Origin of the sequence: Leisingera thetidis, assembly GCF_025857195.1 — a bacterium.
Lineage (GTDB): Bacteria > Pseudomonadota > Alphaproteobacteria > Rhodobacterales > Rhodobacteraceae > Leisingera > Leisingera thetidis.
Map to the genome: position 1 here is coordinate 3,909,287 of NZ_CP109787.1, position 14,485 is coordinate 3,923,771.

General features: G+C 66.9%; 15 protein-coding genes. 12 read left to right on the top strand and 3 right to left on the bottom strand.

Features of this window, described 5'->3' with window-relative positions:
- Positions 1–81 precede the first annotated feature (81 nt).
- Positions 82–558, top strand: coding sequence for a c-type cytochrome (locus OKQ63_RS18855; RefSeq protein WP_264211556.1), 477 nt, complete (start codon positions 82–84; stop codon positions 556–558).
- Positions 559–588: 30 nt separating this feature from the next.
- Here the strand turns inward: OKQ63_RS18855 and OKQ63_RS18860 are convergent, their stop codons facing one another.
- Complete coding sequence (locus OKQ63_RS18860) at positions 589–1,206, bottom strand: TetR/AcrR family transcriptional regulator (protein WP_264211557.1); 618 nt, start codon at positions 1,204–1,206, stop codon at positions 589–591.
- 137 nt (positions 1,207–1,343) lie between these two features.
- Here OKQ63_RS18860 and mbfA point away from each other — a divergent pair, with 137 nt between their 5' ends.
- Together mbfA and OKQ63_RS18870 are read left to right on the top strand one after the other, a co-directional pair.
- Positions 1,344–2,318 (top strand): iron exporter MbfA, encoded by a 975-nt coding sequence (gene mbfA, locus OKQ63_RS18865; RefSeq protein WP_264211558.1) that lies wholly within the window; start codon positions 1,344–1,346, stop codon positions 2,316–2,318.
- A gap of 593 nt (positions 2,319–2,911) precedes the next feature.
- Positions 2,912–3,835 carry an AEC family transporter gene (locus OKQ63_RS18870; RefSeq protein ID WP_264211559.1) on the top strand — a complete coding sequence of 308 codons (924 nt, stop codon included), beginning with the start codon at positions 2,912–2,914 and terminating at the stop codon, positions 3,833–3,835.
- 7 nt (positions 3,836–3,842) lie between these two features.
- Here OKQ63_RS18870 and OKQ63_RS18875 read toward each other — a convergent pair whose 3' ends face one another.
- Positions 3,843–4,184: a cupin domain-containing protein gene (locus tag OKQ63_RS18875; RefSeq protein WP_264211560.1), complete on the bottom strand. Its 342-nt coding sequence runs from the start codon at positions 4,182–4,184 to the stop codon at positions 3,843–3,845.
- Between the two features lie 228 nt (positions 4,185–4,412).
- Between OKQ63_RS18875 and fghA the strand changes: the two genes are divergently transcribed.
- The 7 genes from fghA (at position 4,413) to OKQ63_RS18910 (ending at position 10,894) form a co-directional block, all read left to right on the top strand.
- Entirely contained in the window at positions 4,413–5,246 is an 834-nt protein-coding gene (gene fghA / locus OKQ63_RS18880; RefSeq protein ID WP_264211561.1) for an S-formylglutathione hydrolase, read from the top strand.
- An 18-nt stretch (positions 5,247–5,264) separates the two neighbouring features.
- Positions 5,265–6,758, top strand: a complete 1,494-nt coding sequence (gene sthA, locus OKQ63_RS18885; RefSeq protein WP_264211562.1) for a Si-specific NAD(P)(+) transhydrogenase — start codon at positions 5,265–5,267, stop codon at positions 6,756–6,758.
- Entirely contained in the window at positions 6,755–7,210 is a 456-nt protein-coding gene (locus OKQ63_RS18890) for a YaiI/YqxD family protein (protein ID WP_264211563.1), read from the top strand. Before sthA ends, OKQ63_RS18890 begins: the two co-directional genes overlap by 4 nt.
- Before the next feature lie 212 nt (positions 7,211–7,422).
- On the top strand, positions 7,423–8,385 hold the full coding sequence (locus OKQ63_RS18895) for a DMT family transporter (protein WP_264211564.1): 963 nt from the start codon (positions 7,423–7,425) through the stop codon (positions 8,383–8,385).
- Positions 8,386–8,390: 5 nt separating this feature from the next.
- Positions 8,391–9,011, top strand: coding sequence for an HAD family hydrolase (locus OKQ63_RS18900; protein WP_264211565.1), 621 nt, complete (start codon positions 8,391–8,393; stop codon positions 9,009–9,011).
- 33 nt (positions 9,012–9,044) lie between these two features.
- The gene (locus OKQ63_RS18905) at positions 9,045–9,962 is read left to right on the top strand and encodes an ornithine cyclodeaminase family protein (RefSeq protein WP_264211566.1); all 918 of its coding nucleotides are present in this window, start codon (positions 9,045–9,047) and stop codon (positions 9,960–9,962) included.
- On the top strand, positions 9,959–10,894 hold the full coding sequence (locus OKQ63_RS18910) for an alpha/beta fold hydrolase (protein WP_264211567.1): 936 nt from the start codon (positions 9,959–9,961) through the stop codon (positions 10,892–10,894). The genes OKQ63_RS18905 and OKQ63_RS18910 overlap by 4 nt, the downstream gene beginning before the upstream one ends.
- 70 nt (positions 10,895–10,964) lie before the next feature.
- Here OKQ63_RS18910 and OKQ63_RS18915 read toward each other — a convergent pair whose 3' ends face one another.
- Positions 10,965–12,215: an MFS transporter gene (locus OKQ63_RS18915; protein WP_264211568.1), complete on the bottom strand. Its 1,251-nt coding sequence runs from the start codon at positions 12,213–12,215 to the stop codon at positions 10,965–10,967.
- A 185-nt stretch (positions 12,216–12,400) separates the two neighbouring features.
- On the opposite strand from OKQ63_RS18915, the gene zapE reads away from it, so the two are divergent.
- Together zapE and OKQ63_RS18925 are read left to right on the top strand one after the other, a co-directional pair.
- Entirely contained in the window at positions 12,401–13,477 is a 1,077-nt protein-coding gene (gene zapE, locus OKQ63_RS18920; RefSeq protein ID WP_264211569.1) for a cell division protein ZapE, read from the top strand.
- Positions 13,474–14,379 (top strand): bestrophin family protein, encoded by a 906-nt coding sequence (locus OKQ63_RS18925; protein WP_264211570.1) that lies wholly within the window; start codon positions 13,474–13,476, stop codon positions 14,377–14,379. The genes zapE and OKQ63_RS18925 overlap by 4 nt, the downstream gene beginning before the upstream one ends.
- The last annotated feature ends 106 nt before the right edge of the window (positions 14,380–14,485 follow it).

Consider the following 14,485-nt stretch of genomic DNA (forward strand, 5'->3'; position numbering starts at 1 on the left):
GCGGATTACAGGAGTTCCACAGCATATGTTCTTATTTTGTTCCTGTCATGTGATTCGGTCAACCGGCACGGAGGCCGCGTGATGTCCCTGCGCCTGTTCAAAACCTTCGCCTTCCTGGCAATCCTCGCCGCCCTGGCCATCGGCAGCACCGCCCCGGCCACCGCCAGGGACGGCATCAGCAAGCATGTCACCCGGCGGATGGCCCTGATGACCTCGCAAAAGGCGGCGATGGATGTGCTGGCCGGGATGATGGCCGGGCGCACGGCCTTCGACCGGGACAAGGCGCGCAGCGCCCGGCGGCAGCTGATCCGCTCCACCGGCAGCATCCGCAAGCATTTCAAGAAGCCGCGGCTGGATCCGCGCTCCAACGCCCGGCCGCTGATCTGGCACGCCTGGGAAGATTTCAAGGCCCGCGCCGGAACTGCCGAAGCGGCCGCCAAAGGGCTGAACACCCGCTCCCTGCCCGCGCTGCGCCGCACCCTGCCCGGCCTGATGCAAAGCTGCCTCAGCTGCCACGAGACCTACCGCAACACGCCGAACGCCTTCATCACCCACTGACCGGTCCGGCCTGCGGCCGGGCGGGTCCGCTCAGACGCCGTACCGCGCCATGAAGGTGTCGATGGCGCCGCCGATCACCCGCTCGCGCTCCGCCGCGCTGAAGGTCTCGTCGATCTTGAACAGGAAGCGCAGGAACAGATCCGCCTTGCACAGCTCGGCAAACTGCGCGGCGGCCAGATCGGCATCGGCAATCGCCAGCTCGCCCCGTTCCGCAGCCCGTTCCAGGTAATCGCGGATCTCCGCGTGCATCACCATCGGCCCGCTTTCGTAGAACATCGGCCCCAGCTCGGGAAACCGGTCGGCCTCGGCCACGAAGATGCGGAACAGCTGCAGGCTGAACCCGCCCAGCAAGGCGCCGTGAATGCGCTCCGCCGCCGCCCGCAGCACGTCCCGCGGCCCGCAGCAGCCCGCCGCCAGATCCAGCGAGGCATCCGCCTGCTGCACGCAGGCCGAGCGCACCACCTCCATGAACAGCACCCGCTTGTCGGGGAAATAGCTGTACAGCGTGGCCTTGGACACGCCCGCCGCCTTGGCGATCTTGTCGACGCTTGCCCCCTCGAAACCGTCCGCCAGGAACACGTCGCGCGCGCCTTCCAGGACCTGGTCGAATTTCCGGCCGGTGCGCAGGACGCTGGCTTGCTGGTTCATGCGGGCTCCTTGGGCGGCGTGCGGGTCTGGGCCTAATGTAGCCCCTGCCGCGGCATTGCAACAGCATAAGCCGCAGCATCTTGCGGTCCCTCGCGGAACCGTTATGTTTAGAATTATTCTAATTTGCGGAGCGGCAGATGCGTTTTTTCACACAGCGCAAACAGTTTTCGGATCTGAGCGGGCAGGAAATCCTGGCCCTGGCGATCTCGTCCGAGGAGGATGATGCGCGCATCTACCGCGGCTACGCCGAACGGCTGCGAAGCGATTATCCCGCCACCGCAGCGATGTTCCTCGGCATGGCGGCGGAAGAGGACGATCACCGCGCCCAGCTGATCACCCTGCACGAGTCGCGTTTCGGCCCGGCGATTCCGCTGATCCGGCGCGAGCATGTGGCAGGCTATTATGCCCGCCGCCCCGTGTGGCTGATGGAGAACCTCAGCCTGGACCGCATCCGCGGCGAGGCCCGCGCAATGGAACGCGACGCCGAACGCTTCTACACCGCCGCTGCCGCCCGCACCCAGGACGCCGCCACCCGCAAGCTGCTGGGCGATCTGGCTGCGGCCGAGGCAGGCCACCAGGCCCTTGCGGGCGAGATCCGCACCACGCATCTGGATGCGGACACCCTTGCGGACGAGGACCGCGCCGCCCACCGCCAGTTCGTGCTGACCTGGGTGCAGCCGGGCCTCGCCGGGCTGATGGACGGCTCGGTCTCCACCCTGGCGCCGATCTTTGCCACCGCCTTTGCCACCCAGGACACCTGGACCACCTTTCTGGTCGGCATGGCGGCCTCGGTCGGGGCCGGCATCTCGATGGGCTTCACCGAGGCGGCCTCCGACGACGGCGAGCTTTCCGGCCGCGGCTCGCCGCTGAAGCGCGGCCTGGCCTCCGGCGTGATGACCACTATCGGCGGCCTCGGCCACGCCCTGCCCTATCTGATCCCGGAGTTCTGGACCGCCACCACGCTGGCGCTGCTGGTCGTCTTTGTGGAGCTCTGGGCCATCGCCTGGATCCAGAACAGGTTCATGGAAACCCCGTTCTGGCGCGCCACGCTGCAGGTGGTGCTCGGCGGCGCCCTGGTGCTGGGAGCGGGCATGCTGATCGGCAGCGGCTGAACACGCAAACGGAGCCCTCCCGCCCGGTCCGGAACAGCCGCAGGCTGCCCCTCCCCGGTTGGGCCGGGCAGCGCTGCCGCGCTGCGGGCGGCGTCTGCGGCTGAACGCCCGTCTCACAACCGGCGGGGCGCTTTCAGGGCGGACCTGCCCTTGACGCGCTTCGCAGCTGATACCTGCCCCGTAAAGCGCCATGGGGGGCGCCGGAGTGACGCTCCCAGGCTCCCAGGGAAGAGGCTCCGCATGGTGCAGCGGAACCGTCGCGCCAGTGGCGCGGCGTAAGCCCGTTGAACGCTCGGCAACCGCTGCAAGCGCTGGAGCGACAAGGGGACCTTTGTCCGCAAGATGGCCGGGCTTTGCCGTGCAGCCGTCCGGGCGCCGGCGGGCTGCCCGGGGACCGCGGCTGCGGCCGCGGCCCGAAGGCCTTCCATTCTGCCATACCCCCGCAGCCATTCCCGCCCGCAGCGCAGCTGCCACGCCCAACTGTGAAGGGCATTCTTCAGAATGCCCATAAGCAGGCGGGAGCCGCCCGTTTTCCGCCGCTGCCTGCAAATCGGGCTTTGCCAATTGGTCAAATCAGGTTACCAATCCGCGCGATGGCCGAGATTTTCTTCAGAACCCTGCCCTTCTTCGCAATCATCGGTCTCGGCTACTGGGCCGGACGCAGCCGCTTCTTCACCGAAGAGGCCACCGCCTTTCTGACCAAATTCGTGTTCTACTTCCCGCTGTCGGCAATGATCTTCGGCTTTGCCGCCAACCTGTCCTTTGCCGAGGTCTTCGACCCCGCCCTGATCCTCGGCTACCTGGCGGGCACCCTGGCGGTCTACCTGCTGGTGACGGCGGTGGCGGTGATCCGCGGGCTGGACATGCCCACCGCCGCGGTCGAGGCGCAATGCGCCGCCATCGGCAATGTCGGCTTTCTCGGCCTGCCGATGATGGCGATCCTGTTCGGTCCGGCCTCGGCCGCGCCGATGATGGTGGTGCTCAGCGTCGATCTGGTGGTGTTCTCCTCGCTGATCGTCATCCTGATCAACGCAGGCCGGGGCCAGGGGCTGGGCCTGGCCACGCTGAAACTGGTCGGGCTGGGCCTGCTGAAGAACCCGATGATCCTGTCCATCACCGCAGGCCTCGCCTGGTCAGCCTCGGAGCTGCCGATCCCGGAGCCCGCAAACGACTTCCTCACCATCCTCGGCGGCGCGGCCACCCCCGGAGCGCTGTTCGCCATCGGCGCCTCGCTGGCCTCGAAATCGGCCGAGCGGGTGCAGATCGCCGGCTGGCTCAGCTTTGCCAAGCTGGTGCTGCATCCGGCTTTTGTGGCCATCGGCGTGCTGTGGCTGGTGCCCGCCGCGCCGTTTTCCGCCACCGTCGCCATTGCCGCCGCCGCGCTGCCGGTGGCGGGCAATGTCTACATGCTGGCACAGCACTACGGGGTGGCGCCGCACCGGGTTTCCGCCACCATCCTGATTTCCACCGTGCTGTCGATCATCACGGTGCCGGCGGTGATTTCCTGGGTCTCCTGACCCGGCCTCACAGCCGGATCACGTAATCCTTGCGGGTGATTTCGATCACTTCCCAGGTGCCGCTGAAACCGGGGCGCAGGATGAAACTGTCACCCGCTGCCAGCGGATATTCGGTGCCGTCGTCGCTGGTGATCACCGACCGCCCCTGCAGGATCCGGCAGTATTCCCACTCGTCATAGGAAATCCGCCACTTGCCCGGCGTCGACTGCCAGATGCCGCAGTAAAGACCGTCCCGCTCTTCCGCGTTCCAGGTGGTGAACACCGGATCGCCCGCAATCACTTTCTCCGCCGCCGGGCGCTCCACCTCCGCCGCCGCGGCCTCCGGTGTCAGTCTCAGAAAATCGCTCATGGCCCTGTGCCTCCCTTTTGCTTTGGCGGCGGACTGTCCCGGTTTTCGCCACCGCTGTCCAGCACACGCCTGCGCAAATGCGGCAGCCGCAGCGCGCCCAAAACCCCGGATGTTTGCGATTTGGCAAGCCTTGTGCCGCAAAAACCGGACTTGCTGCCGCCCGGCCGCTGGACCCTGAGGCCAACTGCGGATAGCGATAGGGCTAACAGAATTCAAGGAGCCTCACCGATGGAAACCGTTTCCGAGAACCGCGCCTTTGGCGGCACCCAGGGCGTCTACAAACACGCCAGCAGCGCCACCGGCGGCGACATGACATTCGGCCTGTTCCTGCCGGAAGAGGCCAGGGACGGCCCGGTGCCGGTGCTGTGGTACCTGTCCGGCCTCACCTGCACCCACGAAAACGCGATGACCAAGGCAGGCGCCCAGTCCTGGTGCGCCGAGCAGGGCATCGCCATCGTCTTCCCCGACACCAGCCCCCGCGGCGAAGGCGTCGCCGATGATGACGCCTATGACCTGGGCCAGGGCGCGGGCTTCTACGTGAACGCCACGCAGACCCCCTGGGCGCCGCATTTCCGCATGTGGGACTATGTGGCCGAAGAACTGCCCGCGCTGCTGGGCGACAAATTCGCCATCGACCTGGACCGCCAGGCGATCACCGGCCACTCGATGGGCGGCCACGGCGCGCTGACGCTGGCGATGAACCTGCCGGGCCGCTACAAGTCGGTCTCCGCCTTTGCGCCGATCTGCAACCCCACCGCGTCGGACTGGGGCCGCAAGCAGCTGGGCGCCTATCTGGGCGATGATGAAACCGCCTGGGCCCGGCATGACGCCACCCTCTTGATGCGCGAAAAAGGCTTCGACGGCCCGATCCTCATCGACACCGGCACCTCCGACCAGTTCATCGACCTGTTGAAGCCCGAAGCGCTGGCCCAGGCGGTCGCCGAACGCCGCCAGCAGGCCACCCTGCGGCTGCAGCCGGGCTATGACCACAGCTATTTCTTCGTGTCGACCTTCATGGAGGAGCATGTCTCCTTCCATGCCGACGCGCTGTACCAGAACTAAGAAACAAAGGACGCGGCCATGAGTGACGAATTTGATTATGACCTGATCATCATCGGTTCCGGCCCCTCGGGCCGCTCCGCTGCCATTCAGGCCGGCAAGCTGCACCGCCGGGTGCTGGTGATCGACCGCAAGGACCGTCTCGGCGGGGTGTCGGTGCACACCGGCACCATCCCCTCCAAGACCCTGCGCGAAACCGTGTTGAACCTCTCCGGCTGGCGCGAGCGGTCGTTCTATGGCCGCTCCTACCGGGTCAAGGACCAGATCGGCGCCGAGGACCTGAAGGCGCGCCTGCACATGACCCTCGACTACGAGGTCGACGTGCTGGAGCACCAGTTCAACCGCAACCACGTGGAATCGCTGAACGGGCTGGCGAAATTCGTCGGCCAGAACGAGATCGAAGTCGCCACCGAAGCCGGCGAAACCACCCGGCTGACGGCCGAGAAATTCCTGATCGCCACCGGCACCCGCACCTACCGCCCGGACTATGTGCCGTTCAACGGCAAGACCGTGGTGGACGGCGACGATTTCCTGGAAATGGCCGAGATCCCGCGCTCGCTGGTGGTGATCGGCGCCGGCGTGATCGGGGTGGAATATGCCACCATGTTCTCCGCCCTCGATGTCCGCGTCACCCTGATCGAGCCGCGCGAGACCTTCCTTGATTTCATCGACAAGACCCTGATCCAGGAATTCACCCATCAGATCCGCGAAAACGGCGTCGACCTGCGGCTCGGCTCCGCGGTCGAAAGCATCGAGGACCGCGGCGCGCATATCGAAGTCATCCTCGACAACGGCCGCCATGTGCGTGCTGAAATGCTGCTGTTTGCGGCCGGCCGCCTGGGCGCCACCGCGTCGCTCAACCTCGAGGCCACCGGTCTCAAGACCGACCACCGCGGCCGCCTCAGCGTCGACCGCAAGACCTATCAGACCGAGGTGCCGCATATCTATGCCACCGGCGATGTGATCGGCCACCCGTCGCTGGCCTCCACCTCGCTGCAGCAGGGCCGCGTCGCCGCCTGCCACGCGCTGGAAACCCCGACCCTGCCGGAAAGCCCCTGGTACCCCTATGGCATCTACTCGGTGCCGGAAATGTCCACCTGCGGCATGTCCGAAGAAGAGCTGCAGGAGCGCGGCATTCCTTACGAGGTCGGCGTCGCCCGTTTCCGCGAAACCTCGCGCGGGCACATCATGGGGCTGGAGCACGGCATGCTCAAGATGCTGTTCTCATTGAAGACCCGCCGGGTGCTGGGCGTTCAGATCGTCGGCGAAGGCGCCACCGAGCTCATTCACATCGCCCAGGCGGTTCTGAACCTCAAGGGCACGGTGGACTACTTCGTGCAGAACACCTTCAACTATCCGACCCTGGCCGAGGCGTACAAGATCGCCGGCCTCGACGCCTTCAACCGGATGCCGATCCCGGAGGAGTTCAAGGTCAAGAAGCCCGCCCGCAAGGCCAAATCCGCCCCCAAGGCGGAGGCAAAGCCGGCCGAAGAACCCAAGAAGGCGGCGGAGTGACCGCGCTCTACATCGACGCCGACGCCTGCCCCGTGAAGCAGGAGGCCGAGCGGGTTGCCACCCGCCACCGCCTGCGCATGTTCGTGGTCTCCAACGGCGGGCTGCGCCCCTCGCAGAACCCGCTGGTGGAAAACGTGATCGTCTCCGAGGGCGCCGATGCCGCCGACATGTGGATCGCCGAGCGCTGCGGCCCCGGCGACGTGGTGGTGACGGGCGACATTCCCCTCGCCGCCAAATGCATCGAGGCCGGTGCCCGCGTGCTGCGCCACAACGGCGAGCGGTTCACCCAAGCCAACATCGGCCAGCAGCTGGCGATGCGCGACCTGATGGCGGACCTGCGCGCCGCCAACCCGCTGGGGGCCGGCGGCAGCGGCAAGGGCTTCACCAAGGCCGACCGCTCGCGCTTCCTCGACGCGCTGGAGCGGGAACTGAGGGCCGCCAAACAGGCCTGACCCCGGATCAAGGCTCCGCGCCGGCAGACAACCGGGCAGGCGCGGTTCAGCCGATCCCTGACACTTCCCCCGAACCCTGTCCCCGGTGTTCTGCGGCCCAAAATTCCGGCGCGGAATTTTGCCCGGAAAAATTGCATTTTTCCGGCCCCAGCCCCATTGCCGCACCGTGCCAAATCCGCCACTGATCAGAGGCAGGCAACAGGAGGGCAAACATGACCGCAGAGGTGAAGATCAGCGTCCCCGGCCTGTTCGCCGCCGCCGGTGCCGGCATTGCCTTTTCCGTCATCGACATGATCTTCAAGTTCCTGTCCGGCGACTACCCGCTTTATGAGGTGGTGCTGTTCCGCTCGGTGGTGGCGCTCGCCGTCATGCTTGCCGTCATCATGCCGCTGGAAGGCGGCTATCATCACCTGCGCACCCATCAGCCGAAACTGCACGTCTGGCGCTGCGCCGTGGTGCTGTTTGCCAACATCTGCTTTTTCACCGGCCTTGCCATCCTGCCGCTGGCCGAAGCGGTGGCGATTGCCTTTGCCACCCCGCTGATCGTCACCATCCTGTCGGCGCTGTTCCTGGGCGAACGCCCCGGCCCGTGGCGCTGGGGCGCAGTCTGCGCCGGTTTCCTTGGCGTGCTGATCATCATGCGGCCCGGCCCCGGCACCTTCCAGGCCGCCGCGCTGCTGCCCTTTCTCGGCGCCTGCGGATATGCCACGCTGCATGTGCTGACCCGCCGGGCGGGCAGTACCGAAAGCGGCGCCACGCTGGCCTTCTATCCGATGCTGGGCTTTCTGGTTGTCAGCGCCCTGGTCGGCCTGGCGCTTGGCGACGGCCGCTTTGCCACCGGCGGCAGCGCCGCGCTCGATTTCATCCTGCGCGCCTGGATCTGGCCCGCGCCGCAGGACTGGCCCTATCTGATCGGCGTCGGCCTGGCCGGCTCCGTGGGCGGCTACCTGGTCAGCCAGGCCTACCGCATGAACGAGGCCGCGCTGGCCGCCCCGTTTGAATACATCGCCATGCCGATGTCGGTTCTCTGGGGCGTGCTGATCTTCAGCGAATGGCCTGACACGGCGGTCTGGGCCGGCAGCAGCCTGATCATCGCCTCCGGGCTGGTGTCGGTCTGGCGCGAAACCCGCCGCGACCGGCCCGTCCCGCGGCCCCGTCCGCGTGCAGAAGGATAATGCCCATGCCGGTGAATGCCGTCGTCTTCGACATCGGCCGCGTGCTGATCGAATGGGAACCCGAACGCTTCTACGACAGCCGCATCGGCGCGCCGCGCCGCCAGCAGCTGTTCGAACAGGTGCCGCTGCACGCGATGAACCTCGACGTCGACCGCGGCGCCCCTTTCCGCGAAACCGTCTATGCCCTGGCGGACGCCCATCCGCAGTGGCGCGAGGAAATCCGCTGGTGGCACGACTGCTGGCTGCAGATGGTGCCGCGCGAAATCCCCCGGACAGTGCGCCTGATGCAGGCGCTGCAGGCCCGCGGCATCCCGGTCTTCGCGCTCAGCAACTTCGGCGCCGAGACCTTTGAACTGGCCTGCGGGGCCTACCCTGCCTTGCGTGGCTTCGACCACACATGTGTTTCCGCGCATCTGGGAACCATCAAGCCAGAGCCGCAAATCTATGCCATTCTGGAACGCGGAACCGGGGTTGCTCCGGAGAACCTGCTGTTCACCGACGACCGCCCCGAAAACATCGAGGCCGCGCGCCTGCGCGGCTGGCAGACCCACCTGTTCACCGCCCCCGGCGCCTTTGCCGCGCGGCTGGTGCAGGAGGGGCTGTTGACGGAACAGGAGGCCGCCTGACACGGCCCGCAACAGACACAGGATAAGGCACGGATGAGCATTCCCTACATTGGCTTCGAAGAGGGCGAGGCGCTGCTCGATTGGGTCGGCTTTGCAGAGGCGCTGGCCGCCAGCCACGATCTGCCCAAGGCGGAAATCGGCGACACCTTCCTCTACCGCGATCCCGACACGCTGCTGAGCCGCTCCGCCTGGATCGACGGGCTGGGGCTGGCGGTGAAAACCGCCAACATCTTCCCGCGCAACCCGGACGCCGGCAAGCCGATGATCAACGGCTCGGTCTGTCTTTACTCGGACGCGGACGGCACGCTCGAAGCCCTCGTCGACTTCCATCTGGTGACCAAGTGGAAGACCGCCGGCGACAGCCTGCTGGGCGCGCTGCGGCTGGCAAACCCGGACGCACAGGAGGTGCTGATCGTCGGCGCGGGCACCGTCGGCGCCTCCCTGATCGAGGCGTTCGGCACCGGCTTCCCGCAGGCGCAGATCCGGGTCTGGAACCGCACCGGCGCCAAGGCGCAGGAACTTTGCGCCCAGTACCCCGGCACCCTGCACGCCGCCGATCTGGAACCGGCAGTGCGCGCCGCCGATATCATCGTCACCTGCACCATGTCCTCGCAGCCGGTGATCAAGGGCGAATGGCTGCGCCCCGGCCAGCACCTCAACATGATCGGCGCCTACCGCCCCGACATGCGCGAGGCCGATGATGCGGCGCTGCAGCGCGCGCAGATCTATTGCGACAGTTTCGACACCACCCTGGACCACATCGGCGAGTTCAAGATCCCGCTGGCCGCGGGCGCCATCCAGCGCAGCGACGTGCTGGCGGACTTCTACGGCCTCGACCGTTTTCCCGCCTTTGATCCCGCGCAGATCACCCTGTTCAAGAACGGCGGCGGCGCCCATCTCGACCTGATGACCAGCCACCACGTCCTGCAGAAGTGGAAGGCCAGGGCATGAGCTGGCTGCCGGGTCTGAGCGTTGTCCTCCTGGTCCTGATTGTCATCCCGTTCCTGCGCGAGCGGCTGCGCAAGCCGATGAACGCGCAGGAACGGCAAGCCGCCCCCGGCGCCTTTGCCGCGCTGTCCGGCGGACTCACCCATTACCGCTGGACCGGCCCCTTGCGCGGGCCGGTCGCGGTCTGCGTGCACGGTCTCACCACGCCGTCCTTCGTCTGGGACGGGGTGGCGCAGGGGCTGGCCGCGATGGGCTACCGGGTGCTGAGCTACGATCTCTACGGGCGCGGTTTTTCGGACCGTCCTGGCGGGCCGCAGGACCGCGGCTTCTTTGTCGCCCAGCTGGAGGAACTGCTGGAGGATCAGCAGGTGGGCAATGATTTCACGTTGATCGGCTATTCCATGGGCGGCGCCATCGCCACCGCCTATGCCGCGGCCCATCCCGGCCGCCTGCGGGAGCTGATCCTGCTGGCGCCGGCCGGGTTCGGCAGCAGCAGCGGCCGGCTGACACGGGTGATCCGCCAGGTTCCGCTGCTGGGGGACTGGCTGATGCAGGCCCTCTACCCGGCGCTGCACATCCGCGGCACAGAACGCGAGCGCCCCCTGCCCAGCTCGGTGCCCGGCATCGTTGATTTGCAGCAAAGGGAGCTCAGCTACCGGGGCTTCATCCCCGCCGTCCTCGCCTCGCTGCGCGGAATACTGGCCGAGGATTTCACCACCGACCACCGCCGCCTGCATGCGGAAAGCGTGCCGGTGATGGCGATCTGGGGCCAACAGGACGCGGTGATCCCGCCGACCTCGCCGGGCCGCCTCGCCGAACACGCCCGTTCGATCCGCCAGGAGGAAATCCCCGGCGCCGGCCACGGGCTGCCTTATACCCACACCGATGAGGTGCTGGGCATCATCGCCCGCAACCACCGCCGCGGCCTGCTTTGATCCGCCCGGCCCTTTTCCTCTTTCTGGAAATACTCCGGGGCGCTGCCCGCGTCCCGGCTCCCTTCGGGCGTTACGCCGCCACCGGGGCCGCCGCCTGCCCCAGCGGCCGTTCCCTGACCGGCAGGTGCACAATCGCGCTGAAGGCGCCGATGCCCACGCCGATCCACCACACCAGGGTGTAGTCGCCATAGGCATCATACATCCGCCCGCCCAGCCACACGCCCAGGAAACTGCCCAGCTGGTGGCTGAAGAAGACGATGCCATAGAGCGTGCCCATGTAGCGCAGGCCATAGATATGCGCGACCAGCCCCGAGGTCAGCGGCACCGTCGCCAGCCACAAGGAGCCCATCACGATCGAGAACACGATCACCGTCATCGGCGTGATCGGGAACAGGATGAACGCCGCCGCCGCCAGCGTCCGCCCGGTATAGATCGCCGCCAGCAGGTATTTCTTGGAATAGCGCTTGCCCAGATACCCCGCCAGCAGCGTGCCGCCGACGTTGGCCGCGCCGATGAGCGAGATCGCCACCGCCCCCAGCGCCGAGGTCGAGGTGATGCCCATCGAATAGAGCGCGCCGCCCGGCTGGATCGGCCCGCACATCTCGGTCACGAACGCCGGGAAATGCGCGGTGACAAAGGCCAGCTGGTAGCCGCAGCTGAAAAAGCCGAGGAATATCAGCGTGTAGGAGGGATCCTTGAACGCCTTCATCAGGATCGTGCCCATGCTTTCTTCCAGCTCCGCCTTGGAGGCGGCCTCCGGCGCCCGCATCAGCGGCAGCGTCAGGATCAGTGCCAGCACCAGGCCGGCAAAGATCACGAAAATCGTCTGCCAGGGCAGGAAAGTCAGCATCCATTCCGCCGCCGGCGCGCCGAAGATCTGCCCAGCGGAACCCGCAGCGGTGACAACCGCCAGCGACATCGAGCGGTTCTCGTCCGAGCTTGCCCGCCCGACCACCGCCAGCACCACGCCGAAGCCGGTGCCGGCAATCCCGAACCCCACCAGCCATTCATAGGCCTGCATCTCGAACGGCGTGGTCGAAGCCGCGCTCAGCACCAGCCCGGCGGCATAGACGAGGGCCCCCATGATGATCGCCTTGCGGTCGCCGATCTTCTCGGCAATGGCGCCGAAAATCGGCTGGCCGATGCCCCAGGCAAGGTTCTGGATCGCAATCGCCAGCGAGAACTCCGAGCGCAGCCAGCCGAACTCCTCTGCAATCGGGATCTGGAACACGCCGAAGGACGCGCGCACCGCAAAGCTCACCATGATGATGACGCACCCCACGATCAGAACGGGGGTGAACAGCGGCGCGGAACGGTCCATGGGCTCTCTCCTGAGTATCAGCGCGACACTACGCATATTCCCCAAGCCGTCAAATCAGGATTTCTGCGCGCTGTGTTAAGGATATCTGATGTGTCCGCCACAGGCCGCAGACGCGATTGCGGCGCCGCCGCGGAAATGGCATCCCCCGCTTCCCATCCCCCGCGCCCCGCGCTATCCCTGTCCCCATGACCGATTTCAGCGCGCTTTACCGGCACAAGATTGACGCGGGCGAATTGAAGCCCGACCCGGCCCAGGAAGCCGTGCTTCCCCATTTCGACCGCATCGCCGAGGGGCTGATGGCGCCGCCGGTGAAACGCGGCTTTTTCCGCAAGGCGGAATATGAACCGGTCCGGGGGCTCTACCTCTGGGGCGGGGTGGGCCGCGGCAAGTCGATGCTGATGGACATGTTCGTCGCAAGCCTGGACGGCATCCCCGCCCGCCGGGTGCATTTCCATGCCTTCATGCAGGAGATCCACGCCAGCATGCATGCCGCCCGCCAGCAGGGCGCCGAGGACGCGCTGGCGCCGGCCGCGGCAGAGGTCGCGGAAACGGTGCGGCTGCTGGCCTTTGACGAGATGCAGATCATCGACATCACCGATGCGATGATCGTCGGGCGTTTGTTCGAGGCGCTGTTTGCCGCCGGCGTCACCGTGATCACCACCTCCAACCGGGCACCGGATGACCTGTACAAGAACGGGTTGAACCGGCAGCTGTTCCTGCCCTTCATCGATCTGATCAAAGAGAAGATGGCGGTGCACGAGATGGTGAGCCCCACCGACTACCGCCAGCACCGGCTGACCGGCGCGCAGGTCTATTTCTCCCCCATCGACGCAGAGGCCCGCGCGTTGATCCGGGCGATCTGGCGGGACCTCTCCGGCGGCGGCGATGCCCCGCCGCTGACGCTGCAGGTGAAGGGCCGCGAGGTGACCCTGCCCGCCTTCCGCAACGGCGTCGCGCGCGCCAGTTTCTATGACCTGTGCGGCAAGATGCTGGGGCCCGGCGACTATCTCGCCATCGCCGAAGCGGTCAAGGTCCTGGTGCTCGAGGACATCCCGCGCCTCAGCCGCAACAATTTCAACGAGGCCAAGCGGTTCGTCACCCTGATCGACGCCCTGTACGAATCCCGCGTGCGGCTGATCTGTTCGGCAGCGGCGCAGCCCGAAATGCTCTATGTCGAGGGCGAGGGCACGTTCGAGTTCGAACGCACCGCCTCGCGCCTGCGCGAAATGCAGGACAAGGACTGGGGAGCCGCCGCGCCGTGATCGTCCGCCAGTCGCCCCGCCGGTGGGAAATCTTCCTGATCCTGAACGGGTCGGTGGTGCCGCGCATCCTGCCCAATATCATCGGCGCCGCGCTGTGGGCGGCCCTCGTGCTGATGCTGGACCGCCATGTGATGGCGGTGCCGCAGATCCCGATCGGGGCGATGGGAGTGTTCGGCCTGTCGCTGTCGTTGTTTCTCGGCTTCCGCAACAACGCCGCCTATGACCGCTGGTGGGAGGCGCGCAGGATCTGGGGCCGCATGGTCTCTGACGTGCGCAGCCTGGCGCAGGAACTGCGCATCTTTGCGGGCCAGGGCCCGGACGAGGAATACATCCTGACCCGCATCCTCGCCTTTCACCACCTGCACCGCGCCCAGCTGCGCGGCGACGAGGTGGCGGATACCGTGCGGCACTGGGTCGGACCTGCGGCGGCAGAACAGCTGATGCAGACGGAAAACAGCCCCAACGCCGCCCTGCGCGGCATCGCCGCCCGGCTGCGCGAAATGGCAGAGGACGGCCGCATCGACGGCTTCGGCCAGCGCGCCCTGGCGGAACGGCTGGCCGCCTTCGCCGCGGCCCAGGCCGGCAACGAGCGGCTGCTGACCACGCCGCTGCCCTTTGTCTACTCGCTGCTGGTCTGGCGCACGACCTACCTCTACTGCCTGCTCCTGCCCTTTGCCCTGCTTGGCAGCGCCGGCTGGTTCGAGCCGCTGGTGGCGGCGGTGGCGGCCTATGTCTTCTTCGGTCTCGCCGAAGTGACGCATGAGCTGGAGCACCCGTTCCGCAAACAGGCCAATTCCGTCCCCCTCAGCGCCATGTGCCGTGTGATGGAAATCTCGGTCTGCAACGCCCTCGGCCGCCCGGTGCCGCCCAGGCTGGAGCCGGTGAACTACGTTCTGGACTAGAGGCCCGCGGATTTCCGCAAAGATGAAATGCGGCCGCGCCGCGCCAGCGGCGCCCGGCCCAACGGGATGAGATCCCCGGATCGAAGCCGGGCGGGAGAGCCTCCCC

Excerpts from the sequence above, each read along its gene's own strand:
- OKQ63_RS18855 (WP_264211556.1), top strand. The coding sequence starts at position 82 with ATGTCCCTGCGCCTGTTCAAAACCTTCGCCTTCCTGGCAATCCTCGCC.
- OKQ63_RS18860 (WP_264211557.1), bottom strand. The coding sequence starts at position 1,206 with ATGAACCAGCAAGCCAGCGTCCTGCGCACCGGCCGGAAATTCGACCAG.
- mbfA (WP_264211558.1), top strand. The coding sequence starts at position 1,344 with ATGCGTTTTTTCACACAGCGCAAACAGTTTTCGGATCTGAGCGGGCAG.
- OKQ63_RS18870 (WP_264211559.1), top strand. The coding sequence starts at position 2,912 with ATGGCCGAGATTTTCTTCAGAACCCTGCCCTTCTTCGCAATCATCGGT.
- OKQ63_RS18875 (WP_264211560.1), bottom strand. The coding sequence starts at position 4,184 with ATGAGCGATTTTCTGAGACTGACACCGGAGGCCGCGGCGGCGGAGGTG.
- fghA (WP_264211561.1), top strand. The coding sequence starts at position 4,413 with ATGGAAACCGTTTCCGAGAACCGCGCCTTTGGCGGCACCCAGGGCGTC.
- sthA (WP_264211562.1), top strand. The coding sequence starts at position 5,265 with ATGAGTGACGAATTTGATTATGACCTGATCATCATCGGTTCCGGCCCC.
- OKQ63_RS18895 (WP_264211564.1), top strand. The coding sequence starts at position 7,423 with ATGACCGCAGAGGTGAAGATCAGCGTCCCCGGCCTGTTCGCCGCCGCC.
- OKQ63_RS18900 (WP_264211565.1), top strand. The coding sequence starts at position 8,391 with ATGCCGGTGAATGCCGTCGTCTTCGACATCGGCCGCGTGCTGATCGAA.
- OKQ63_RS18905 (WP_264211566.1), top strand. The coding sequence starts at position 9,045 with ATGAGCATTCCCTACATTGGCTTCGAAGAGGGCGAGGCGCTGCTCGAT.
- OKQ63_RS18910 (WP_264211567.1), top strand. The coding sequence starts at position 9,959 with ATGAGCTGGCTGCCGGGTCTGAGCGTTGTCCTCCTGGTCCTGATTGTC.
- OKQ63_RS18915 (WP_264211568.1), bottom strand. The coding sequence starts at position 12,215 with ATGGACCGTTCCGCGCCGCTGTTCACCCCCGTTCTGATCGTGGGGTGC.
- zapE (WP_264211569.1), top strand. The coding sequence starts at position 12,401 with ATGACCGATTTCAGCGCGCTTTACCGGCACAAGATTGACGCGGGCGAA.